Source organism: Chitinophaga sp., assembly GCF_036569125.1.
Taxonomy (GTDB): Bacteria; Bacteroidota; Bacteroidia; order Chitinophagales; family Chitinophagaceae; genus Chitinophaga.
In genome coordinates, this window is record NZ_DATCRF010000835.1 from 1 (window position 1) to 25,622 (window position 25,622).

Below are 25,622 nucleotides of genomic sequence, written 5' to 3' on the forward strand. Positions count from 1 at the left end.
AGCATCCGGTGACAACACACAGGTATAAGCTTCTGCTTCCAGGGGCACCTTGTTCTGCACCTTGTTAGTGGTAAGGTCAACAATATACAGGCTGTTATTTTCCTTGGTTACTACATACAGCTTTTTATGCGCATCATCTATAGCTATACCTGCCGGTCCTATTTTTTCCGGCCAGGGCTTGCCCAGGGAAATGCTGTCTGCCCGCTGCAATTTGTTATTATTAATAGCATATTTCCAGATCACGTTATCATTACCACCGGATGCATACAGGTATTTTTCATCCTTACTGAAAGCAAGGCCCAGCCAGGACTTGGGAATGGTCACTTCATCCAGCAGGGTTTCTTTTGCTGCAGCAATGAGCTGAATGGTTTGCCGGCCCTGCCCGTTATTGGTAACTGCCAGGAATTTGCCGGAGCTGGATAATACCATGTTCAGCGGCAGATCGCCCAGGGGCAGGGAACGCCCCACCGGTGTAAGAGACCAGCCATTGGGCAGGGTAATGCGACGGGCGGCAGTATCGGTGGTTTTCTTTTGTGCCATAACAGGTAAGGCTGTTATGAGGGCCAGGATGCAGCATAATTTTTTCATCAGTGCGTAAGTTTAAGACGGGAAGGAGGCAAAGTTAGAAAGGGCGGTGTACAATAGCGAAACGTTAACCGTAAATTAATAGTACGATAATAATAAAGCGATTGTATCATTTATCCAATCATTCATATTTACCGTTAAATATTTTCAAATACCGGCAATCCCAACTTTAACATTTGCTAATTCTTCCTGTCCCATCTTGCCGGGAGCCCGGCTGCCCCTATTTTCGTAACTTGCAACGTTGGCTTATACCAATGGAAAACTGATATTATGAGTTATACACCAAAGCATAAAGTGCGCATTGTTACGGCGGCTGCTTTATTTGACGGGCATGATGCCGCCATTAACATCATGCGCCGTATTATGCAATCCAAGGGCGCAGAGGTGATCCACCTGGGCCATAACCGCTCTGCTGCGGAAATTGTAGACTGCGCTATCCAGGAAGATGCGCAGGGTATTGCCGTTACCTCTTACCAGGGCGGGCACGTTGAATTCTTTAAATACATGTACGACCTGCTGCAGGAAAAACACTGCGGCCATATTAAAATATTCGGTGGCGGCGGCGGCACCATTTTACCGGTTGAAATTGAGGAGCTGCATGCCTATGGCATTACGCGCCTGTATTCCCCGGACGATGGGCGCCACATGGGCCTGGAAGGCATGATCGAAGATGTGGTACGCCAGTGCGATTTCCTGACTGTACCCGTGCTGAACGGACAGCTGCAGAAATTAGCCGATAAACAATACAAGATCATCGCGCAGGCCATTACCATTGCAGAAAACGATCAGCTGCCCGACTGGCAGCCGGACCAGCAAAAAACCAAGGCAGTACTGGGTATTACCGGTACCGGCGGCGCCGGTAAAAGCAGTGTAACAGATGAGCTGGTGCGCCGCTTCCTGCACAACTTTGAAGATAAGACCGTGGCAGTGATCTCAGTGGATCCCTCCAAGAAAAAGACCGGTGGCGCTTTGCTGGGCGACCGCATCCGCATGAACTCCATTCACCATCCCCGCGCCTACATGCGCTCCCTGGCTACCCGTGAAAGTGATAAAGCCATCAGTGAGCATATCCAGGAAGCGGTAGACATTTGCAAGCAGGCTGGCTTTGACCTCATTATCCTGGAAACTTCCGGTATTGGCCAAAGCGATACCGCGATTACAGATCACTGCGATGTATCCCTGTATGTAATGACGCCGGAATACGGCGCAGCCTCCCAGCTGGAAAAGATCAACATGCTGGATTATGCAGATACCATTGCTATCAATAAGTTTGATAAAGCCGGTGCGCTGGATGCTTTGCATGATGTGCGCAAACAATACAAACGCAATCATGGCCTGTGGACCGCAAAGGATGAGGACCTGCCGGTAGTGGGCACCATTGCCTCCCAGTTCAATGACGCCGGTATTAACCAGCTGTTTGAAAAAGTGATCCATATTATTGAATCCAAGAACGGGGTACAGTTTGGCCCCTTAACCCATGAGCGGCCCCGGGATACCACTACCAAATCACAGATCATTCCCCCTGCGCGGGTGCGCTACCTGTCAGAGATAACAGAGGTGATCCATGATTATGGTAAATGGGTAAATGAACAAAGCGCCATTGCCAGCCAGCTATACCAGCTGGAAGGAGTGCTGGCCATGCAGGAAGTAAAGGCTAAAGATGAACTGAACAACATAAAGGCGCACCTGCAACAGCAGCTGCATCCCGGCTGCCTGCAGCTGATTGAGAACTGGCCAAAGCTGCAGCAGCAGTATACAGCAGATCACTACGAGTTCCAGGTAAGGAACAAAGTGATCAAGCTGCCTTTATATACAGCCAGCCTTTCACAATCACGCATTCCGAAGATCAGCTTACCGCAATACAAAGACTGGGGCGATATCCTTCGCTGGCAGCTTACGGAAAACCTGCCGGGCGAATTCCCCTATGCAGCCGGCGTATTTCCGCTGAAACGGGAAGGGGAAGATCCCACCCGCATGTTTGCCGGGGAAGGCGGCCCTGAAAGGACCAATAAACGTTTCCACTACGTATCGCTGGATCAGCCGGCAAAGCGCCTTAGCACTGCATTTGACAGTGTTACCCTTTACGGGGAAGATCCTGCCCACCGCCCGGATATTTATGGAAAAGTAGGCAACTCCGGCGTAAGCATTGCCACGGTAGATGACGCTAAAAAACTGTACAGCGGCTTTGATCTTTGTGATCCCAAAACCTCTGTATCCATGACCATTAATGGCCCGGCGCCCATACTGCTGGCCTTTTTCATGAATGCAGCCATTGACCAGCAATGTGAAAAATATATTTCGGAGAACGGGTTAACGGAACAGGTACAGCAGCGCATCAAAGAAAAGTTCAAAGCACACCCCTTACCACATTATAACGGCGATCTGCCTAAAGGTAATAACGGCTTAGGCCTGCAGCTGCTGGGCATTTCCGGCGATGAAGTGCTGGACAGGGAAGTATATGAAAAAATAAAAGCCCACGCTTTAAATACGGTACGGGGCACCGTGCAGGCAGATATACTGAAAGAAGACCAGGCGCAGAATACCTGCATTTTCTCCACCGAGTTTGCATTAAAGCTCATGGGTGATGTGCAGGATTATTTTATCAAACAGCAGGTACGCAACTTTTACTCCGTAAGCATTTCCGGTTACCATATTGCGGAAGCAGGCGCCAATCCCATTACCCAGCTGGCTTTTACATTAGCAAATGGTTTTACCTATGTGGAGTATTACCTGAGCCGGGGTATGCATATCGATGATTTTGCACCCAACCTCTCCTTCTTTTTCAGCAATGGCATGGACCCTGAATATGCCGTAATAGGCCGCGTGGCGCGCCGCATATGGGCCAAAGCCATTCGTCAGAAATATAAGGGTAACGACCGTTCACAGAAGCTGAAATACCATATTCAAACCTCCGGCCGCAGCCTGCACGCACAGGAGATAGATTTTAATGACATCCGCACCACCCTGCAGGCGCTGTACGCTATTTATGACAACTGCAATTCCCTGCATACAAATGCGTATGATGAAGCCATTACCACGCCTACGGAAGAAAGTGTACGCCGTGCGATGGCCATTCAATTGATCATTAACCAGGAGCTGGGTACAGCTAAAAATGAAAATCCTATACAGGGTTCTTTCTTTATAGAAGAGCTGACCGACCTGGTGGAAGAAGCTGTGCTGCTGGAATTTGACCGTATCACAGAACGCGGCGGGGTGCTGGGCGCTATGGAAAGAATGTACCAGCGTAATAAGATCCAGGAAGAAAGCCTGTACTACGAATCACTGAAACACGATGGAAAATACCCGATCGTGGGTGTAAATACTTTCCTGAATAAAAAAGGATCTCCTACTGTGATACCGGCAGAAGTGATCCGTTCTACTACGGAAGAAAAAGAATTCCAGATCACTACCCTCCAGGCTTTTCATGCACGGCATGCAGATAAAAGTGTAAATGCTTTGAAACAGCTGCAGCAGGTAGCGGTGAATAACGGGAACCTGTTTGCGGAGCTGATGGAAACGGTGAAACACTGTTCCCTGGGGCAAATTACACATGCGCTGTATGAAGTAGGCGGGCAGTATAGGAGGAATATGTAATTGACGTGTGCCACACCTTAAAGGTGTGGCACACGTTAAGAATAAGACTACAAGTTTTCATTACGTGGAACTATAAATCAGCAATATGTTGATCCTGGATTTTCCTGTTCATTAAATAAAAATGTATTTGAGTTTTTTAGACCCCGACGGTAACAAAGGTTTTACATTCAGAATAGCGTGATAAATTCAGATCCTGGTTTTCAATTTAAATTTTGGTTCTATGATTACACTATCTAACGATGTGTATCTCTTACACAATCTTAGCTTAAATTTTTGTTAAAAAGAAATTTTTTTAAAAGCGTATGAAATACGCTTTAAGCCGATGGGCCATAGTCCATTGCCTGCTGCGCTTATCTTGTTCTCCGGATAGGCTATGGATTATCAGCTGTTTCAAGCGTGTACACCTATCCTCCGAAGTAAGCCATGGACCATCGACTATGGACCATGGACTCAAAACCCAATCCCTAAATACCGCTTCTTCCGCTGATCGTATTTTTCAAAGTTGAATTTATACAAACGGGCCGGCCGGTGGGGTACATCATCCTCTTCTTCATGCAAGTCAACCAACAGGTCCATCGATAAAAACTTCTTTCTGAAGTTGCGCCGGTCCAGCTTTACATCCAGTATGGCTTCATACAGGTTTTGCAGCTCACGCAGGGAGAATTTTTTAGGTAACAGGTTAAAGCCTACCGGCTGCTCTATAACCTTATGCTTTAAACGCTCATGACAGCTGTGTAAAATTTCCCGGTGATCAAAAGCCATATCTGTTACATTCTTCACAGAGTGCCAGTGCAGCTCGTTCCCGTGCTTTTTCAGCTCATTCTGCTCTATGTTCACCAGGGAATAATAAGCTACTGTAATTACCCGCCCTGCAGGATGGCGGTGCACGCCGCCAAAGGTCTGCACCTGCTCCATGTACACATGATCCAGGCCGGTGCGGGTTTTCAGCACACGGTAAGCTGCTTCGTTCAGCTCTTCTTCAGGGCGTACAATATCGCCCAGTAATGACCATTTACCTGTAAATTCATTGAGGTCGGATTTTATCAGCAATACTTTCAGTTCATCATTGTCAAAGCCAAAGATGACACAGTCTACCGAAATAGCCATTTTAAAGTAGGTACTGATCTCTGTCAGATGCGCATTAATGTTCTTTGCCTGCATAGCTATAAAAACGTGGAATTCTTAAATATTAGCCTGCTATTCGTTGTATTGGTATTCGGTTTCTAAGGGATGACGGCCCGTTTGGTTGAATGAGCGTAATGTATTATAAAAGTTATGGGATTTTTTTTATATCAACGAAAATTATTTTGCACTACCTGCTTTATACACTTGTTCCCCTCCGCTGAAAGTGGCCAGCACCTTAGTTTTCAGCACTGAATCCAACGGCATTTCCATCAGGTCATGATCCAGTATTACCAGGTCGGCCAGCTTACCGGCCTCCAGGCTGCCGCGGGTATCCTCTTCCAAACAACCTTTAGCTGCCCAAATGGTCATGCCCTGCAAGGCCTGCTGCCGGGTTAATGCATTCTCTTTCTGAAAGCCGCCGGGCGGATAGTTATTGGCATCCATGCGGGCTACTGCTGCCAGGAATGTTTTCAGGGGATTAATATCTTCTACGGGAAAGTCGGTCCCCAGCGGCATCCAGCCATTTTGCTGCAACAGCTGCTGGTAAATATAGGCGGTTTTAATACGCTCCGGTCCCAGGCGGGCGCCGGCCCAGTACATATCAGAGGTAGCATGCGTAGGCTGTACAGATGGGATAATGCTGTACTGCCCAAACAAAGGCACATCTTCCGGGCTCACTATCTGCGCATGTTCTATACGCCAGCGCCGGTCGTTCTTGCCCTTTAATACGCGGCTGTATATACGCAGTATTTCACGGTTGGCTGAATCGCCAATAGCATGCGTGCATAGCTGGAACTTTGTGTTGATCAGCTGTGCGGCCCGCATGGCAAAATAGCTGCTATCCTTCAGCAGAAAGCCTTTCCAGCCCGGCTTATCCGAATAATCCTGTAACAGGCAGGCCCCACGGGAGCCTAAAGCCCCATCTGCATAACATTTAAAACCGGCTATGTTTATATGGTCGGTACGATAAGGTCCTTTGGGCAAGAAATAGTCGTAGTTCTCAGAGCTATCTGTTAGCAGCACATATAAACGCATTTTCAAAAGCTGCTGTTGCTGCAGGCTGTCGATCATCAATGCTTCATTTTTCATAATACCGCAATCCGCAATAGTGGTTAAGCCAACGGCAAAACAGCTGGCAGCTGCATCCTGCAATGCTTTTTGCAAAAGGGCGCCGGAAGCTTGTGGTACTTTATCAAATACGATCCCCACTGCATTGTCTATTAAGATGCCGGTGAGCTTTCCGTTCTTTGTTTCAATTACGCCGCCTGTTAAGGTTTGTCCTGCATGTACACCCGCTGCATCCAATGCCGCCTGGTTGGCAATAGCCGCATGCCCGTCTACCCGGCCTAATAAAACCGGTGTATGGGGAAACAGGCTATCCAGCACTGTTTTTTCAGGAAAGGTCTTCTCCGGCCAGTCGTTCTGATCCCAGCCCTGGCCCAGCACCCATTGTGTAGCAGCCGGCGGATGGGCTGCTGCAAAGGTTTTTACACGGTCTATTACCTCCCGCCAGCTTTGGGCGCCCACCAGGTTCACCTGCTGCAGGCTAAAACCATAACCTATGAAATGGGCATGCGCATCAATAAATCCCGGGTATATAAAATGGCCGCCTGCATCCTGCACCTGTGGCGCAGTATACTTTTCCAGTATCTCCTGCTCGTCGCCGATGGCCACTATCTTTCCTTGATGGATAGCCATTGCCTGCGCCTGGCTGAAATGCGCATCCACGGTATAGATCTTTGCATGATGAATAATAAGGTCGGCTTGTTTTTTACTGCTGCAGCTCCAGCAAAGGAGGGCCATACAGCAAACGGGTAATAACTTCATGAGGGAGTATTATGTATAAAAACTAAATTTACGCACAGTTTTGAATATATGTATACGAAGGAAATAGAACGCACCCTTGCCCAGCTGGCCAAAACGCTGCTGGGTAAATTAAGCAAACAACAGCTGCTCAATAACCCGGAAGAAACACTGGAAGCCTTGCAGCGCGTGATCATTTATAATGACTGGCGCTATTATGTGCAAAGCGATCCGGTGCTGAGCGACTTTGAATACGACCAGCTGTTTGCCTGGCTTAAACAGCTGGAACAGGAAAATCCGCACCTGGTAAGTCCTGATTCGCCTACACAGCGGGTAGCGCTGGGCTTAAGCAAATCGTTCCCTACGGTGCAGCACCTGGTGCCCATGCTGAGCCTTGACAACTCATATAATTCCGACGACCTGGTGGACTGGGACCGCAAAGCACGCGAGCTCACCGGCCTTAATGATATTGAATATTGTATAGAGCCTAAATTCGACGGCGCCAGTATTTCCCTGATCTATGAAAACGACCGCCTGGTGCGGGGCGCCACCCGTGGCGATGGCGTAGCCGGGGAAGATATTACCGTGAACATCCGGCAGATCCGCAACATTCCCCTGTCTGCCAATTTCAGCGCCTACGGCATTCAATCTATTGAGATCCGGGGTGAAGTGCTTATCAACAAAAACACTTTTAAAGCCTATAACGATCAGCGCACTGCAGATAACCTGCCGCCGCTGGCCAACCCGCGCAATGCCGCATCCGGCTCCCTGCGCATGGTAGACCCTCGCGAAGTAGCCAAACGCGGGCTGGAAGCCTTTCTGTATCACATGAGCTATCATGTAATGGATAAAGGAAAGGAAGAGCCTAAAGAGATCCAGACCCACAGCAATACGCTGGACCTCCTGAGCCACCTGGGTTTCCGCAGTCCCGGCAAGGAAAAGAAAGTAGTGAAAGGCATAGATGCTGTAATTGACTACGTATTGAAATTTGAAGAAGAACGGGATAACCTGCCCTACGAAATAGACGGCATGGTGATAAAGGTGAATGACTATGCCCTGCAGGATAAGCTGGGTATGACCACGCACCACCCGCGCTGGGCCATTGCCTATAAATTCAAAGCCCGGCAGGCTACCAGCAAGCTGCGGAAAGTAGAGTTCCAGGTAGGCCGCACCGGCTCTATTACACCGGTAGCTAAAATTGATCCCGTGCCCATTGGCGGCGTAACCGTGAGTTCTATTTCCCTGTTCAATGAAGATGTGATAAAGGAAAAAGATCTTAAGATAGGCGATACCGTATTGGTGGAGAGAGCCGGTGATGTAATTCCCTACATTGTAAAATCCGTGGCTGACCTGCGCGATGGTTCCGAACAGGATATTGTATTTCCCAAGAACTGCCCTGTATGTAACAGCAAGCTGGAAAAGCCGGAAGGGGAAAGCGTTTGGCGCTGCCCTAACATTAACTGCGAAGCGCAGGTAATAGAACGCATGATCCATTTTGTGAGTAAGGATGCCATGGATATACGCAGCCTGGGCGAAAGCAATGTGCGTAAATTCTATACCCTGGGATTAATGAAAGATATTCCCGGCATTTATGAGCTGGATTTTACTGAGCTGGCAAAGCTGGAAGGCTTTGGCAAAAAATCCCTGGATAACCTGCAATCGGCTATTGAGCAATCCAAAACACAACCCCTGCACCGGCTGATCTTTGGCCTGGGCATCCGTTATGTGGGTGAAACCACTGCCAAAACACTGGCCAATGCCATTCATCACCTGTTAGACTATACGAACTGGACCGCGGAGCAGCTGCTGGAGCTGGAAGACATTGGCCCTAAAGTGGCCGGCTCTATTACCCAGTTCTTTGCCAATGCAGATAATATAGCTGTGCTGAAAAAGCTGGAATCGCTGGGTGTAACACTGGTCAATAATAAATCCTCTCAATCCGGCAGCGGCAGCCTGGAAGGCCAAAGCTTCCTGTTCACCGGCACTTTAGCCAAACTGAAACGAAGCGATGCAGAAGAAATGGTAGAGCAGCAGGGCGGTAAAATACTGAGCGGCGTAAGAAGCAAGCTCAATTACCTGGTAGTAGGTGAAGATGCCGGCAGCAAGCTGGAAAAAGCAAAGAAGATCAACACCATCCGCATACTAACGGAGGATGAGTTTATAAAGATGATAGAAAGCTAATTCCCATGAACGAACAGGAAGCAGGGCAGCATTGGAATGAAAATGCAGAAGCCTGGACAGTACTGGCCCGGGCGGGATTTGATATTCACCGGGATGGTTATAATACCCCCGCATTCTTTAAGCTGTTACCGGCAATAAAAGGACTTTCCGGTATTGATATTGGCTGCGGGGAAGGCGCCAATACCCGGCTATTGGCAAAGAATGGCGCCACTTTGCAGGCCGTTGATATTGCAGAGAATTTTATTGCGCATGCACAGGCAACAGAAGATAAAGAACCGTTAGGTATTACCTATTCCATAGCCAGTGCCGCTAAGCTGCCCTTTAATAACCAGCAGTTCGACTTTGCTACCTCCTTCATGTGCCTGATGGATATTCCCAATCCTGAAGAAGCGCTGAAAGAAGCTTTCCGGGTGCTGAAACCAGGCGGCTTTTTTCAATTCTCCATTACCCATCCCTGCTTTGATACCCCGCACCGGAAGAATTTAAGGAATGCAGCCGGTGAAACATATGCGGTAGAAATAGGGGGTTACTTTAATTACCAGAATGGAAAAGTAGCAGAATGGACCTTTAATAATGCGCCCGGTGAGCTGAAGGAAAAATTCTCCAGCTTTAAAGTACCTATGTTCAACAGAACGCTTACCCAATGGGTTAGCGCCATTGTTGATGCAGGCTTTCTATTAGAGCGCATCAATGAGCCTTATCCCGATGATGAGGTATTGACAAAACATCCATCCTTACAGGATGCGCAGGTAGTACCGTATTTTTTACATTTTCTTTGCAGAAAACCAGCCGGAGTATAATAGCTATGGACGATAATTATTTTATGCAGCAGGCGCTGAAAGAAGCCCGCAAAGCTTTTGACGATGATGAAGTACCGGTAGGCGCCGTAGTAGTGATGAATGAGCAGGTTATTGGCCGCGGCTACAACCAGGTAGAGCGACTGAACGATTGTACAGCCCATGCAGAAATGATAGCCTTAACAGCGGCCTTCAATTCGCTGGGCAGCAAATACCTGATGGAAGCAACCCTGTACGTAACCCTTGAGCCCTGCCTGATGTGCGCCGGCGCTTTATACTGGAGCAAAATTGGCCGCATTGTTTATGCTGCCCGCGATGATAAGCACAGCTACCGCCGCTCCACCGGCGAGCACATTCCCTTTCACCCCAAAACCAGGCTGGAACAAGGCCCCGGCGAAACCGAAAGCCTGCAGCTGGTAAAAGCATTTTTTGAGAAGAGAAGACTGCGCTGAGGTAATTGAGGCTGAAAGCATAAAGCGCAAAGCATAAAGCATAAAGCTGATTGTGTTTTGCTGCCGGTCTGTTGCTGCTGGTCTTTTGCATTCTTCCCTTCCACCGGTTAGCGGCTGCATTGGTATGGGATTGTTGCGAACCGGTTACAGAAAGCCAATTACAGATTATCGATTTTACCGCACAGATATATCAATAACATACTGCACTATAATTACGCAGCATTAGCATTACAACCATATTCCACTCCTGATAAACGCACTGCTGAATCTTTGCAGGTCCAAAGCAAGGACCTTGCCCGGCGTGACACGAACCACCAACGCCCCATCAACCCTCCAAAGCCCATCCGCTTGACACCGCCTGATAGCCCTCCAACCAGGCGGGCGCAGTCCGGCGTTGGACCTGCAAAATGAAGCCCTACCCAATTATCGCCAAAATAAAAACACCCAAAATCCCACATCAAATCATCCCGGACAAAATTTCGTTTCCAAAACTAAAATCCGTAATTTCAAATACGGCCTCTATAAATCTACGTTACACAATTAATGATTTTATAATACCCGCAGCCACCCTATTATACGGTGCGGTACAGAACTTTACCAAAATCTAAAATCCCAGGTCGAGACATGCAAAAATTTACACGTGTATTAACCAGTATGCTATTATGCATACTGATAGCCCCGGTGCTATTATTTGCCCAGGAAACAACCGCTGATATTGCGGGTATTGTAAGCAGCCAGGAAGGCGCTGTGCCGGGAGCCTCCGTAATAGCTGTTCACCAGCCATCCGGCACAAAATACATGACGGTGACCCGTAAAGACGGCCGTTACAACCTGCCCAACCTCCGCGTAGGCGGCCCTTACAGCGTTACGGTAAGCTACATCGGGTTTAAGGAAGAAAAACAGGATAACATTTCCTTAGCCCTGGGTCAGGAGTACAAAGCAGACTTTAAGCTCAGCGCATCTACCAGCACATTGGGCGAAGTAGAGGTAAAAGCCACCCGGCAGGACAAAGTATTCAACAACAGCCGCACGGGCAGCCAGGAGATCATTACCCGTTCGCAAATGGACCGCCTGCCCACCATCAGCCGCTCCATGCAGGACTTTACCCGTTTAAGCCCCGCAGCAGGTAACGGCTCCGGCACCAACAACATGAGCTTTGGCGGCCGCAGTAACCAGTATAATAACGTAACGGTAGACGGTGCTAACTTCAACAATACTTTTGGACTGTCATCCACGCTAGGCGGGCAAACCGCTTCACAGCCCATTAGCCTGGATGCCATTGAGCAGATCCAGGTGAACATCTCCCCCTACGATGTAAGGCAGGGTGGGTTCTCCGGCGCAGGTATTAACAGCGTAACCAAAAGCGGCACCAATGAATTTAAAGGCTCCGTATACACCTACATTCAAACGCCCGGTTTACAGGGCCGTAAAGTAGGTAATGCAGAAGTACCTAAACCGAATTTCAGCTATAACCTGCGCGGTTTTTCTGTAGGCGGTCCTATTATACCTAATAAGCTGTTCTTCTTTATAAGCGCGGAGCAGGAAAGGATCAAGGCCCCTGCTACCAACCTCATAGCCAATAGCCCGGGCGGACTTGCAGGTGGTAACGTATCACAGGCCGTGGCCGATACGCTGGATAAGCTCAAACAATTCCTCATAGATAAATATAGCTACAACCCCGGTGAGTACCAGGATTACAGCTACCGTACCCAAAGCGATAAGATCACCGCTAAGGTAGACTGGAACGTGAACGACTACAACACCTTTACCTTTAAATACAGCTACCTGAAATCCTTTAAGGATATTGCCGCCAGCAACAGCGGCGCGCCGGGTTCCGGCCGTCAGCCCAGCAATACCGGCCTGCCGTTTAGCGGTAGCGGTTATACCATCAATAATAACTTCAACATTTTTATTGCGGAGCTGAACACCCGTTTCGGTAATACCGCTGCCAATAAGTTCCAGGTAGGTTATTCCGCCCTGCGCGATTTCCGCAGCAGCCTTTCCGGCGGTAACTTTCCGCTGGTGGATATCCTGAACGGCCAGGGCGCCAGCTACACCGCTTTCGGGTATGAGCCTTTTACGTACAACAATAAGCTGAGCAGCGATATTTACCAGCTGTCCGACATTTTTACGATGTACAAAGGCGCGCATGAAATCACCCTGGGTACGCAAAACTATTACAAGCGTTTCCTGAACGGGTTTGCGCCTAACTACAATGGTAACTACCGCTTTAACAGCCTTACTGATTTTTATAACAGCGCTGTCAACGGCCTGCCTACTGCCTCCCGTTATGCATTGCAGTATGCCAGCACCAAAGACGGCTCTTTCCCCTACGCTAAAATAGGTATGATGGAGCTGGGCCTTTTTGTGCAGGATAAATGGCGGGTGAACAACAACTTTACCCTCACTTACGGCCTGCGTGTAGACCTGCCCATCTTCGACAATAAATTTACCCGCAACGATTCGCTGACCACCCTTACCTTCCGGGATGGTGTACACCTGGATGTTGGGCAAAAGCCTAACACCACGCCGCTCATCTCACCCCGTGTAGGCTTTAACTGGGATGTAACGGGTAACAAAACCACGCAGGTACGCGGTGGCGCCGGTTTATTTGCAGGCGCGCCCCCGTCCGTATGGATCAGCAACCAGGCAGGTAACAACGGCGTACAGTTTGGCTCTTTCGTGGCACAAACCAGCGCTACCTCGCCTACTATTCCTTACATCTTCAATGCCGATCCCAATGCTTACCGCCCTGCTGCCGGACAGCTCTCTACCTCCTATAACATAGCTGCTATCGACAAAAAATTCAAATACCCGCAGGTGCTGAAAGCCAGCCTGGCTGTTGACCAGGTGCTGCCCGGGGGCGTGGTGGCCACTTTGGAAGGTAACTACTCAAAAGATATTAACGCGGTGTATTTCCAGAACGTGAACCTGCCTGCTACCGGCATTACACTGCAAGGCTCACCGGATAACCGTACCCGTTATTCCGCTTCGCAGATCTATGGCAAGCTGCCGGTTAATACCCTCAGCCATCCTAACATCAGCGATGCTATCCTGATGCGCAACTCCAGCAAAGGCTATGCTTACTTTGTTACCTTCCAGGTGCAGAAGACCACGCAGAACCTGTACCTGAATGCAGCATATACCTACAGCAAATCACGCAGCATTAATGATGGCGGCTCCATTGCACAGGGTAACTGGCGCGACCGCCCCGTGAGCGGTGATCCGAATAGTAACGTACTGGGTTATACGAATTTTTATACGCCGCACCGTATCATCGCATCGGCCTCTTACCGTATTCCTTACGCCAAGTATTTTGCCACCTCTTTTGGATTTGTGTTTGAGGCGGCGCCCAACGGCGCAGTATCCTATACGTACAGCGGAGACCTGAACAATGATGGTTCCGGCGGTAACAATGACCTGATCTACATTCCGGCTTCCCAGAGCGAGATCAACCTGGTGCCGGTAGGTTATGGAGATGCCGGTTACAACCAAACGACCAATGCAGACCAGCGTACTCCTGCACAGATCTGGAACCAGCTGAGCAACTTCATTAACCAGGATAATTACCTGAGCCAGCATAAGGGCCAGTATGCAGAGCGTAATGCCGTAACCTTACCCTTCTACAAACGGATGGATGTGAACATTACGCAGGATTTTTACCTGTTCACCGGTAAAGATAAAACCAGGCATACCCTGCGTGTAACCTTTGATATTGTGAACGTAGGCAACCTGCTGAACCGCAGGTGGGGCGTATATAAAACATTCAACTCTACTTCCTTCCTGAAGTATGAAGGTATGCTGCGCGATGCCAATGGCGCTGCCACCAATACACCGGCGTTCTCCTTCCCTTACCTGGATGCGAAGAATGAAATACCTTTAACCAATTCCTGGAGAGACAATACTGCTGCAGTTTCCCGCTGGCAGGGACAGTTAGGTATCCGGTATATCTTTAATTAAGAGTTGCCAATTAATAATTAAGAATTAATAATTAATACAGTACTTCAAATAGAAAGGTCCTGCATTTGAATGCAGGACCTTTTTTATGGAGCTACCAATTAATTATTAATTCTTAATTATTAATTATTTTTTTTGGGGTTCCATCAGCTTATTCAATCCCATCATCTGTTGCATGGTATGCTCCATGCCTTCAGAAGAACCATCCAGGAAGATCACGTTGCCCTTGCCGTTTTCAGCAAAGTGCTTAATAGCTTCCGTCCACATGGAGAACAGGATCACGGAAGTATCCAGGTTGGCCTGCTGCATTTCTTTGGCAGCCATGGTCATACCCTTGGCCACTTCTTCCCGGAACAGGGCCACACCCTGGCCGCGCAGCTGGGCAGCCTGCCGTTCTGCTTCTGCAGCTATTTTAATGGCATTACCATCTGCTTCCGCCGCTTTGGTTTTGGTGATCAGCAAAGCCTGGCCTTCGTTCTCAGCAGCCGCTTTCAGGTTGTTGGAGGCCACTACCTGCGCCATGGATTTCATAATGGCGTCATCAAAGGTAATGTCGTTCATCTGCAGGTCCAGCAGGTGATAGCCCCAGCCTTCCAGGGTTTTATCTATCTGCTCTTTCACGTTCTCCGTAATTTCCCGGCGCAGGCCCAGCACTTCAGACTGGCGCTTGGTAGCCACAAAACCGCGGATACTGCCTTCAATGGTGCGGATGAGCGCCTGCATGAAGCTGCGTTCATCCATAAATTTAAAAGCTACGCTTTTAATGGTTTCTTCTTCCTGGTTCCATACGGCATACAGCAGCATGGCCTTGAAATACACATTCGCCTGGTCAATGGTAATGGCCTGGAACTCCAGCTCCACAGAGCGGTTCTGGATAGAAATGCGTTTAAATACCTTTTCAATAATGGGGATCTTAAAGTTCAAACCGGGGCGCATGATACGGCTGTACTTGCCGAAAATAGTAGTAACTGCAATAGTTCCTTGCTGGACGGTTACAAACGACGAAAAGAAAACCCAGAGAATTAAAAGGACGATGATGGTGGTAAAAACAATACTCGGCATATGCAGGGATTTGGATTTAGAGAATAAATATAACCAAATTGCCGAATATATATATTAAGGAAAAACAAACAACGGATGAAGGCCTTTTTCCCGGTGGTCATAGTTAACAGGCATTCCTGATACTATTAACACTCACTAAATTAGTCGTGTTTCTCCGGTGATGAAATACCCAAGCTTGGGTATTTTTTAAAAAATTTTGTTAATATGTTCTTACTGGAACCCGATCTTACGGGCAATGGTCACCAGCTCGGTAGTGTTCCGCACCTTTAGCTTCAGGCGTATGTTCTTACGATGGGTTTCCACCGTATGGCGGCTCAGGTTCAGCTGCTGGGCAATCTCTTTATTGTTCAGGCCCTTTACCGCCAGCGCCAGCACATCTTTTTCACGAAAGGTGAGCTTATGCAGCAGGCTCTCGTTCTGCCGGCGCAGCACCTCGCTCATGGCATCGGCCAGCTGGGTATGGGTGTCAATAGCCATGGTCAGGTCCAGGAAGGCGCAGATCACATCTTTAACCTCCCCTTTCTCATCATGACTGAAAGGAATGGTTAAGCCTACCAGCCAGCGCCAGTCGCGCTGCCCGCGGGGCCGTACCCGGGTTACGCCGCCAAAAATATTCTTATTGTTCTGGAAAGATTCCCGGGCAGTGCCGGTTATCTCAAAATCATCAGGGTGTATAAGCTGCCGGAAAAATTCCAGGCCCAGTGTATGCATTTCCGTTAACGTGTAGCCGGTAAAGGTTTCCATATATGCATTACACCAGTTTACCTGGTTGTTGCGCTGGTTGGCGGTAAACACCATTGCCGGCACATGATGCAGCATGTTTTCCAGCCACTGCACGCGTTCTTTTAATTGCTCATGCTCCTTCTGCAATGCTGCGGTGGATGGGTTTGATTTCATGCCAGGGTCTTCAGTCTGCATACGTTAAGTTTTAAACAAACAATAGTGAAAACGGGCTCTCACGTATTAGCACATACGAAAAAATATGTATATGAAAAGCTGTTGCAACGCTTATTCTGTAAATTTAAAATAAAAACCTATATGTGCAAGGTTATTTTGCAGGCGAACTAACGTCCGCCCGGTATATGATCCATAGTCCACGGACCGCTGCCTGTATCAATTCTGCCAGGGCTAACATAATGCAGAGCCGGTAATGTTATTTCTGCAATCTTTTATATTATTTAAACCCCTGTTAACAATCCCTGTAATCCTTTGCACCGCTGCCATATGCTGTATGCCACGGACCATGGACGATAGACCATGGACGAACTATGTTTGATTATTCCCCTATTAGGCAGTAAATTTGAAACCCGTAAAATTTATACTATTCATTAACCATAAAAAATCAAGTTATGGCATTTACACTCCCGAGCTTACCATATGCTACCGACGCATTGGAACCGCATATTGATAAAACCACCATGGAAATTCACCATGGCAAACACCACCAGGCTTATGTAGATAACCTGAATAAAGCCGTTGCCGGTACTGAGCATGAAAATAAATCACTGGATGAGCTGGTAGCCAGCGCCGGTAAAATAAGCCCTGCTGTACGCAACAATGGCGGTGGTCACTGGAACCACAGCTTCTTCTGGCAGATCCTGGGCCCCAACGCAGGCGGCGAGCCTAAAGGCGCACTGGCCGAAGCTATTAAAAGCACTTTTGGCTCTTTTGATGAGTTCAAAGAAAAGCTGAACGCTGCCGGCGCTACCCGCTTCGGTTCCGGCTGGGCCTGGCTGATCGTTAAAGACGGCAAGCTGGAAGTAACCTCTACCCCCAACCAGGACAATCCCCTGATGGATGTAGCTGAAGTTAAAGGCACTCCTGTTTTAGGTGTAGACGTATGGGAACATGCTTACTACCTGAAATACCAGAACCGCCGCCCGGAATACCTGAAAGCATTCTGGAATGCCGTTAACTGGGACGCCGTTAGCAAAAACTATGATGCAGCTGTGAAAAAGTAGTCACTACCTGTTATCTATAACGAAAAAAGCATCTCAGGTACCTGAGATGCTTTTTTTATGTGCAGATTATAGATGTGCAGATGTGCAAATGAATTTCCATCTGCACATCCGCATATCTGCACATTTGCACATTATTTCAGCTCTTTGATCTTTATATTCTTAAACCAAATTTCGCTGCCATGATCCTGCAGGTCTATATGGCCTTTTTTGGTAGCGCCATAACCCTTGGCATCTTTCCATTTACCGGTTTCCTTGGCCTTCTTCCACTCCGGTGAGCCAATGGTATACTCAGCTGTTTTTTGACCGTTCAGCCAGTGTTCCACATGCCCCTTATTTACAATAATACGGGCCTGGTTCCATTCGCCAATGGGTTTTGCAGCAGCCACCAGCGGATCGCCCATGGCGTAGTTAGCGCCGGTCTTTTGCCAGCCTTCCAGCTTTTCAGGGAAGTTCTCATCATCTATCAGCTGGTATTCCGGGCCGCTCTTATACGCTGCATCAAATTCTTCTGATGCCAGGTAAATGATGCCGCTGTTGCCTTTAGGAGCCAGCTTCCAGTCGGCCTGCAGCTCAAAATTATCATAAGTGCCGTCGGAAGTAAGATCGGCTCTTTTATCGCTCTTATCTTTTTCGCTGCCCAGGCAGTGCAGGGTGCCATTTTCAGCTACCCAGCTGTTGGAGGTTTTGCCTTTGTAAATGTGCCAGCCATCCAGGTTCTGTCCGTTAAACAAAAGCTGCCAGCCGTCTGCTTTTTCAGCATCGGTTAATACATTGGCCGGCGCTGTATCTGCAGTAGGTGCGGCAGCAGCGGCGGTGGTATCAGCGCTCACGGTAGTGGAATCGGTGCTGCTTTCCGGGGTGGATGCATTACCGCATGCCATTGCTGCAACAGTTAATACAGATAAAGCCGGAACAAATAATTTTCTCATGATCATTATTTTTTACTTGTTTATCAATTTCAGGTCTTTCGGGTCCCATCCAATAATTTTATTCTGGAAATAGCTGTCGTTACACAGCAACGCCGGTGCGGCTGCACGGTAGCCGAACAGCGCATCTTCATGCACCTTACCACCGGTACGCATGGCATTGAACAGGTTATAGAAGTGATCAAAGTGCGCGCCTTTATAACCCTGATCTGCTACATACTCCAGCTTCTCAGGCGGCAGCATGCTTTTGCGGTCATATACATATTGCCGGCCGTTACCGTTAGCAGCGCCTTCCGTTTTTTTACTCTTCAGCAAAGGATCTTCCTCATCTCCTTTATTCCGCAGCAGGGTTACCTTATCCCACTCTACCGTCATAGAACCTTCGCTGCCTACCATACGCAGATAGTTGGTGCCACCGGTACCATCCACAAAATTCACGCGCAGCGACAGGTTAAAGGCAGGATGCGCGGCAGTTTCCGGGTAATCGAACATACCCAGCATAATATCCGGCACCTCGCGCCCATCATTCCAGTAACGCAGGCCGCCCGTTGCCATTACTTTATTGGGGCCAATAGAGCCGGTTACAAAGTGCAGGCTGGAGAACAGGTGCACAAACAGGTCGCCGGAAACACCGGTGCCATAATCCCTGTAATTACGCCAGCGGAAAAAACGCAGCGGGTCAAATTCACGTTTAGGCGCATGCAGCAGGTAAGTTTCCCAATCTACTGTTTTAGGCGATGCATCTGCCGGTATGGGATACTGCCAGGCGCCCTGTGGCGACATACGCGCCCAAAAACCTTCCGCGTAGTTCAGCTTACCAATAGCGCCGTCTTTCAGCAGCTGGCGGGCTTTTTCATTACCCAGTGAGCTCATACCCTGGCTGCCTACCTGGTACACTACTTTACCGTTCTTTTGCTGCGCCTCCACCACGGCAGGGCCTTCGCCTATTTCATGTACCATGGGCTTTTCACAGTACACGGATTTGCCTTTGTTCATGGCAGCCACCGAAATATCCTTATGCCAGAAATCAGGCGTGGCAATGATCACGGCATCCACATCCTTACGTTCCAGGATCTCTTTGTAATCACGGGTAGTGTAAATATCATTGCCCCATTTCTTTTTAGCATCCGCCAAACGGCCGTCGTACAGGTCGCAGGCCGCAATTAGTTTTACGCCCGGTACCGTTATAGCCGTATTGGTATCCGCACTGCCCATACCACCGGCGCCTATCAGCGCAATCTGGATCTGGTCATTGGCACTATACTTTTCGCGTATGCGTGACAGTGATTCCAGGTTACGCTTTTTATCGGCAGCAGTAATAATGCCTGGAAACAGGGAAGCGCCTACTACTCCTTTGGCTAGTTTACTGATAAACCCTCTGCGGGAATTTTCCATCGAATTTTCAGACATGTTTTTCCGGTTTGATGTTAGATAACGTGATTTGGTTGACAGAAGGCTTTTAATTTATGACTTAAATGCGGGAAATCATAATTTAATTCATTGCAGCAGCACCAGCTTAGCCGCTACGGGTAAGTGGTCCGATGCATAGCGTTCCGGGATCACGATATGTTCTGTTACGCGAAAAGCCTTTGCCGGCGCATAGGCTACCAGGTCTATGGTGCGGTTAGGCGCATCCACCGGGATGGTGAACGGGCAATCATCGCAGGTGCGGGTAAAGGCGCTGTCCAGCACCTGTATGGCGGCGCTGCCCGGCTTCGCATTAAAATCACCGGCCAGTATTACCGGCATACCTGCCTGGCCCAGTAAGCGGCTTATTTCACGCATTTGTAACAAGCGGTCAGTATCCGGTTTTAATACATCCAGGTGTGTGCTGGCCATCATTACACGCCGGCCGTTCTGCAGCTTTACCGTAACCGTGCATAAGGCACGCGGCTCTCCTTTGGAGCCGGGGGCAGATGGCAGGTGATAAGCATGCCCTTCCTGTATGGGATAGCGGGATAGTACGGCAATGCCATACTCCCCGCCATCATAAGGTATGCCTGGTGCAAACTGTGCGTGCATGCCGGTTTTGGCTGCCAGCACTTCCGCCTCATGCACATCGCGGCCGGAGCGGCCGGTATGCACATCCACTTCCTGCAAGGCCACAAAATCAGGATGCTGTTGGTTAATAACACGGGCAATAGCATCCAGGTCTATTACATCTTTTCTTGATGGCGGGTTTGCATGATGAATATTGTAGGTTAATACCTTAATGGTATCACCAGGCATGGTTTCCGTTCCTGTGGCTGTTTTGTTCGTGCTGCATGCAGCCAGCAAAATGCACAGGCTTATTATTACACAATACTTCATAAATCATATTTCATTTACTCCCATCCCTGGTTCTGCCCCAGCTCAGTATTCCGCTGGAACTGTGTTAAGGGTATGGGCCACAGGTAATTCTTAGGATCAACAAAACGGCGGCCCGTATTCACGATCATGTAACCATTTGCATCAACCGGCACACTGGCTACATACTGCTGCATATAGCTGGGTACAAAAGCTTTTTTCATGCCTTTTACATCTTCGGCCAGCAGGCTGCCCTGTTTCCAGCGCAGCAGGTCAAAGTAACGCTGCCCTTCCAGCGCCAGCTCTACACGGCGCTCACGGCGTATTTCAGTGCGCAGGTCCATGCCCCAGGCGCCCAATTCTGCAATGATCATGTGATGCATGCCTACGCGGTCGCGGAGCTTGTTGATGGTTATATCCAGGTCGGCCTGTGTAAGCTTGCCCTGCATTTCACGCGCTTCCGCATAGTTCAGCAGCACTTCTGCCAGGCGCATAATGTGAATATCGTTCGGGTCTTTGTTGTAGGTAGCTACTGCCGATACTGTTACATACTTGGTAAAGTAATAACCGGTAGCAGTTACGCTGCCTTTTTTATCTGAATTGAATTTGGGCAGGTTAAAGATGTCGGAAGGGTTGGCATCCTGGTCGCCATCATCCTTACCACCCCAGGTGCCGCCAGGCGCCAGTATGGTCTGCGGCATGCGCGGGTCGCGGTTCTTAAACACATCCCCATACGCCTGCTGCGCACCTTCATTATACAAGGGTGATTTTTCGATGGGCATACCATCGGTGCACAAATAGGCATCCACCAGCGATTTGGTAGGGCAAAAGCGGGAGGTTTGATCCGGCACCTGGCATTCCCGGCTCATGTTGTGCATAGATACATCTATGAGGTACAACCTGGCCAGTATGGTTTCTTTATTAGCGCCTGCGCTTAGCTTGCCTTTTTGGGTGAACAGCTCATTGTAGCTATTTTCGCCGCCGGCTGTATACAGCTGGTATACGTTCAGGTCCATCACTGCTTTGGCAGCTGCTTCCGCTACATCATACCTGCCGTAGAACAGCGCCACGCGCGATTTCCAGCCCAATGCAGCGCCTTTGGTAATGCGGCCCAGGTCTGCAGCGGCATAGGTGGCCGGCAGTTCCGTGGCAGCAGAATCCAGCTGCTGCAATATAAAATCCACTACCTGTGCGCGCGGTGTGCGGGGGCCGTACACCATATCATCACCAATGTTCAGGGTATTGGTCACCAGCGGTATGTCCCCGTAAAAAAAGCTCAGATAGCTGTACAGGAAAGCACGCAGAAAACGCACCTCACCAGCATACTGGTTCATTTTTGCCGGCTGAATGCCGGTGGCTTTCCGGTAGTTCTCTAAAAAGTGATTACAGCGGCGTATGCCTTTATACTGGTTCACCCACTCGGAGTTAACCGTACCCAGTGTAAAGTCATAGTTACCGGTGGAAATGGCCAGGTAATCAGTCATGGGCGGGTACACGGTATTATCGCCCATATTTTCCATATCCACTACGTTCTTGCCTTTCAGGTAATCGTAGCAGGCGTTCACGGCCAGCTTTAGCTGTCCTTCTGTTTTCCAGAACTCATCGTTGGGAATTGCATCCAGCGCGCCGCGGTCCAGGAAATCTTTGGAGCAGCCGGCAAAAAAACAAACCGCTGTTATGCACAGGGCTATACGTAATATATGTTGCTGCATGGCAGTGATCATTTAAAGTTAATGTTAAGACCAAACACAAAGGTTTTCACCTGCGGGTAAGTACCGCCGCTGGTAGTAACCGTTTCCGGGTCGTAGGCGTAAAAGAAATTGGTTTTGGTGAACAGGTTGTCCATTGATACGTATGCGCGTAACCGTTGTATGCGCAGGCGGCTGGTCCAGTTACCCGGCAGCGTATAACCGATCTGTATATTTTTCAGGCGCAGGTAAGCGGCATCCTGCAGCCAGTAGTCCGACTGGCGGGCCGTGGTATTACGCGTATCCAGGTAAGTAAAGCGGGGGTACCAGGCATCTGTATTCTCCGGTGTCCAGTGGTCGCGGTGCACCTCCTGCGGGTAAGAGCCATATGCCTGGAAGGTATGGATGCCAATGCTGCTGATATAACCATTGCCTTTACCCACTCCCTGTATGAAAAAGGAAAAGTCAATATTCTTCCAGCCAAAGTTGCCGCGCAGGGAATAGGTATAACGCGGGAAAGCGTCGCCTATCACAGTACGGTCTTTATCAGCTGTTATCTTGCCATCGCCATTCAGATCGCGGTACTTAAGATCACCGGGGGCCACCTTTCCTTTGTCTGCATCAAAAATGGCAAAGTTGGGTACCAGCTTACCGCTGGCATCTTTGGTAAAATCACCTTCCTGCGCTAAACCATCTGTACGGTAACCATAAAATGCATTAATGGGATAGCCTACCTGCAATATCCTGTTATCCAGCACCGGCGGGGCGCCGCCCAGGTTTAATACCTTGTTGCGCACATCAGACAGCTGGGCGGTAAAACCGTAGCTGAAATCTTTGATCTGGTCTGTCCATCCCACGCTTAGCTCCCAGCCTTTGTTGGATACATCGCCTGCATTCTGGTCCGGTACTTCCAGGCCTAAGATGTCGGGCTGCGGTACTTTCAGCTGCACGTCCTTTGTTTGTTTATCAAACCAGTCAGCGCTTACAGAAAGACGGTTGTTAAAGAAGGCCAGGTCAAGGCCTATGTTCAGCATATTCACTTTTTCCCAGCGCAGCAGCGGGTTAGCCAGGTTGGTTTGCGCTACTCCCCTGGTAAGTATGTTACCTATGGGCATAGTGCCTACGCCGGTTAATACCTGCATGTAAGGATACCATTCTGAATAAGCAGTACCATCGGCCCCATACTGGTTACCCAGGCTACCATAAGATGCGCGCAATTTACCTTCGCTTAACCAGCGGGTAATGCTGCTGTTCTTTACAAAGTTTTCCTGTGTAAAGCGCCAGCCGGCAGATGCGGATGGGAAAGTACCATAACGCCGGTCAGGAGAATAACGGGATGACCCATCATAGCGTACATTCAGCTCCAGCAAATACTTTTCATTAAAGTCATAGTTCAAACGGCCAAACCAGGAGCGCAATGCATACTGGTAACCATCACCGGTAGCATTCGGGTTATCGGAGCCCAGGTTAAACACCGGCACATCATCACTGGAAAAGTTCTGTTTGCTGGCTGCCCAGGATTCATAGCGGTATGATTCCTGCTGGTAACCTGCCAGCACTTTAAAATTGTGCTTATCTAACCTGAACGCATAGTTCAATAAGCCGGACAGGTTCTCCATACGGCTGGTATAATCCCGCATTTCCAGGCTGTTGCTGGTGGCATTGCTGTACCAGAAAGCGCCGGTATCGGGGTAGTAATAATCTAATTTGCGGCTAAAGGTGCTGCGGCGCTGGTTAATGATGTTGGTGCCATATTGCCCTGTAAAATCAAGGTTCTTCCAGATGTGCACCTTGGCGGAAACATTGCCCGTTACTTCCTGTGATTTAAAGTTGTTGTAACCTCCATCCGTAGCAATAGCTACCGGGTTGCTGGAGCCGCCGCCATAGCCCCAGGTACCGTTGCTGAACTTTACCGGGTTTAATGGCGACATGGTGAGAGATGTATAAATAGGTCCTGAATCTGCATCCGTGCCACCGGCGGGCTGGTTCTGCGTACGGTCAATATATCCCAGGTTACCATCAATATCTACAATGTCAAATAAACGCATGGCGTTTAACCGTGCACGTACGTTATTACGTACGGCGCTGTACTGGTCGCCCACTACCAGGCCATCCTGGTTTTGCCGGCCAAAAGAAAGGTAATACGTAACATCCTGCGAGCCGCCGTTTATGCTCAGGTTATGTTCCTGCTGCGGCGCCGTGCTTTTGAACAGGGCTTTAGGCCAGTTGGTATTGGCAAAATAATCCGGGTCGGTACCGTCTTTTGCTTTCTGAATATCTTCTGCGGTATAGGTTTCCGGCAGGTTCACATTACGCTGGGCTTCATTCAGCATTTCCATATATTCCGGCGCGCTTACCATTTTAGGCAGCGCATACGGTTTTTGTATGCCATAATAGCCATTATAGCTCAGCATCGGTTTCTGGTTCTGCTTGCCTTTCCTTGTTGTTACCAGTATAACGCCATTGGCTGCACGTGAGCCGTAAATAGCGGCAGAAGCGGCGTCTTTTAATACAGATACGCTTTCAATATCTGTTGGGTTCAGGAAATTAATATCACCGGGGATGCCGTCGATCAATATAAAAGGATTGGCATTGTTGGTGGTGCCTGTACCGCGTATACGCAGCGTAGCGCCGCCTGCACCGGGAAAACCGGTGTTATTGATGGCGGTTAAGCCGGGCAGCAGGCCCTGTAAAGCGGTGGACATGGAGGTTACCGGGCGGCCGGCCAGCTCTTTCTCCCCTACCATGGCTACTGCACCGGTAAGGTTCACTTTCTTTTGCGTACCATAACCTACTACCACTACCTGGTTCAGCTGCCGTGTATCTTCATTCAGCACTACATCTATCTGCTGCTGATCGCCCACTGTAATTTCTTTCGGCAGGTATCCTACATAAGAAAATAACAGCACCGCATTGCTGCCGGTTACATTGATCTCAAAATGGCCGTCGGCATTGGTTACAGCGCCGTTACCCGTACCTCTTACTGTAACCGTTACACCAGGCAGCGGAATATTACCGGCGCCCCTTACGGTGCCGCTTATACGCTGTACCTGTATGTTGTTCCAGTAGCGGTTATCATATGCCGTGTTATTTACGGCGCTGATCCTTTGGCCCAGGAACTGCAGGTTGGCAGGTGTATTCGCATTATTACTATCAGGCGAGGAAGGAGTGTTTTCCTCTGTAGATGAAATGGCAAACTGCTGTG

The 25,622-nt window shown here is 49.0% G+C and carries 15 protein-coding genes and 1 pseudogene; 6 read left to right on the forward strand and 10 right to left on the reverse strand.

Annotation, left to right across the window (positions count from 1 at the left end):
• Positions 1 to 588, reverse strand: a pseudogene (locus VIM87_RS30730) (YncE family protein); the annotation flags it as partial.
• 267 nt (positions 589 to 855) lie between these two features.
• Here VIM87_RS30730 and VIM87_RS30735 point away from each other — a divergent pair.
• Positions 856 to 4,179 carry a methylmalonyl-CoA mutase family protein gene (locus VIM87_RS30735; RefSeq protein ID WP_332000688.1) on the forward strand — a complete coding sequence of 1,108 codons (3,324 nt, stop codon included), beginning with the start codon at positions 856 to 858 and terminating at the stop codon, positions 4,177 to 4,179.
• A 450-nt stretch (positions 4,180 to 4,629) separates the two neighbouring features.
• Here VIM87_RS30735 and VIM87_RS30740 read toward each other — a convergent pair whose 3' ends face one another.
• Both VIM87_RS30740 and VIM87_RS30745 read right to left on the reverse strand, forming a co-directional pair.
• Positions 4,630 to 5,340, reverse strand: a complete 711-nt coding sequence (locus tag VIM87_RS30740; RefSeq protein ID WP_332000689.1) for an NUDIX hydrolase — start codon at positions 5,338 to 5,340, stop codon at positions 4,630 to 4,632.
• A gap of 141 nt (positions 5,341 to 5,481) precedes the next feature.
• Complete coding sequence (locus VIM87_RS30745) at positions 5,482 to 7,131, reverse strand: amidohydrolase (RefSeq protein WP_332000690.1); 1,650 nt, start codon at positions 7,129 to 7,131, stop codon at positions 5,482 to 5,484.
• Between the two features lie 48 nt (positions 7,132 to 7,179).
• Between VIM87_RS30745 and ligA the strand changes: the two genes are divergently transcribed.
• The 4 genes from ligA to VIM87_RS30765 all read left to right on the forward strand — a co-directional run bounded on the left by ligA (position 7,180) and on the right by VIM87_RS30765 (position 14,497).
• Entirely contained in the window at positions 7,180 to 9,288 is a 2,109-nt protein-coding gene (gene ligA, locus VIM87_RS30750; protein ID WP_332000691.1) for an NAD-dependent DNA ligase LigA, read from the forward strand.
• Between the two features lie 5 nt (positions 9,289 to 9,293).
• Positions 9,294 to 10,088 carry a class I SAM-dependent methyltransferase gene (locus tag VIM87_RS30755; protein ID WP_332000692.1) on the forward strand — a complete coding sequence of 265 codons (795 nt, stop codon included), beginning with the start codon at positions 9,294 to 9,296 and terminating at the stop codon, positions 10,086 to 10,088.
• A gap of 5 nt (positions 10,089 to 10,093) precedes the next feature.
• Complete coding sequence (locus VIM87_RS30760; RefSeq protein ID WP_332000693.1) at positions 10,094 to 10,537, forward strand: nucleoside deaminase; 444 nt, start codon at positions 10,094 to 10,096, stop codon at positions 10,535 to 10,537.
• Positions 10,538 to 11,161: 624 nt separating this feature from the next.
• A complete protein-coding gene (locus VIM87_RS30765; RefSeq protein WP_332000694.1) occupies positions 11,162 to 14,497 on the forward strand; it encodes a TonB-dependent receptor in 3,336 nt (1,111 codons plus the stop codon).
• A 123-nt stretch (positions 14,498 to 14,620) separates the two neighbouring features.
• Here VIM87_RS30765 and VIM87_RS30770 read toward each other — a convergent pair whose 3' ends face one another.
• Both VIM87_RS30770 and VIM87_RS30775 read right to left on the reverse strand, forming a co-directional pair.
• Positions 14,621 to 15,556, reverse strand: a complete 936-nt coding sequence (locus VIM87_RS30770) for an SPFH domain-containing protein (protein ID WP_332000695.1) — start codon at positions 15,554 to 15,556, stop codon at positions 14,621 to 14,623.
• A 210-nt stretch (positions 15,557 to 15,766) separates the two neighbouring features.
• The gene (locus VIM87_RS30775) at positions 15,767 to 16,474 is read right to left on the reverse strand and encodes a helix-turn-helix transcriptional regulator (RefSeq protein ID WP_332000696.1); all 708 of its coding nucleotides are present in this window, start codon (positions 16,472 to 16,474) and stop codon (positions 15,767 to 15,769) included.
• A 431-nt stretch (positions 16,475 to 16,905) separates the two neighbouring features.
• Here VIM87_RS30775 and VIM87_RS30780 point away from each other — a divergent pair, with 431 nt between their 5' ends.
• A complete protein-coding gene (locus tag VIM87_RS30780; protein WP_089908432.1) occupies positions 16,906 to 17,517 on the forward strand; it encodes a superoxide dismutase in 612 nt (203 codons plus the stop codon).
• 131 nt (positions 17,518 to 17,648) lie between these two features.
• Here the strand turns inward: VIM87_RS30780 and VIM87_RS30785 are convergent, their stop codons facing one another.
• From VIM87_RS30785 to VIM87_RS30805, 5 genes are all read right to left on the reverse strand, one after another.
• Positions 17,649 to 18,446, reverse strand: coding sequence for a DUF1080 domain-containing protein (locus VIM87_RS30785; protein WP_332000697.1), 798 nt, complete (start codon positions 18,444 to 18,446; stop codon positions 17,649 to 17,651).
• A gap of 12 nt (positions 18,447 to 18,458) precedes the next feature.
• The gene (locus VIM87_RS30790) at positions 18,459 to 19,853 is read right to left on the reverse strand and encodes a Gfo/Idh/MocA family oxidoreductase (protein WP_332000698.1); all 1,395 of its coding nucleotides are present in this window, start codon (positions 19,851 to 19,853) and stop codon (positions 18,459 to 18,461) included.
• A gap of 87 nt (positions 19,854 to 19,940) precedes the next feature.
• Positions 19,941 to 20,753: an endonuclease/exonuclease/phosphatase family protein gene (locus VIM87_RS30795; RefSeq protein WP_332000699.1), complete on the reverse strand. Its 813-nt coding sequence runs from the start codon at positions 20,751 to 20,753 to the stop codon at positions 19,941 to 19,943.
• 14 nt (positions 20,754 to 20,767) lie between these two features.
• On the reverse strand, positions 20,768 to 22,441 hold the full coding sequence (locus tag VIM87_RS30800) for a RagB/SusD family nutrient uptake outer membrane protein (RefSeq protein ID WP_332000700.1): 1,674 nt from the start codon (positions 22,439 to 22,441) through the stop codon (positions 20,768 to 20,770).
• Positions 22,442 to 22,449: 8 nt separating this feature from the next.
• Positions 22,450 to 25,622 (reverse strand): TonB-dependent receptor (locus VIM87_RS30805; RefSeq protein ID WP_332000701.1); only part of this gene is annotated, 3,173 nt, incomplete at its 5' end.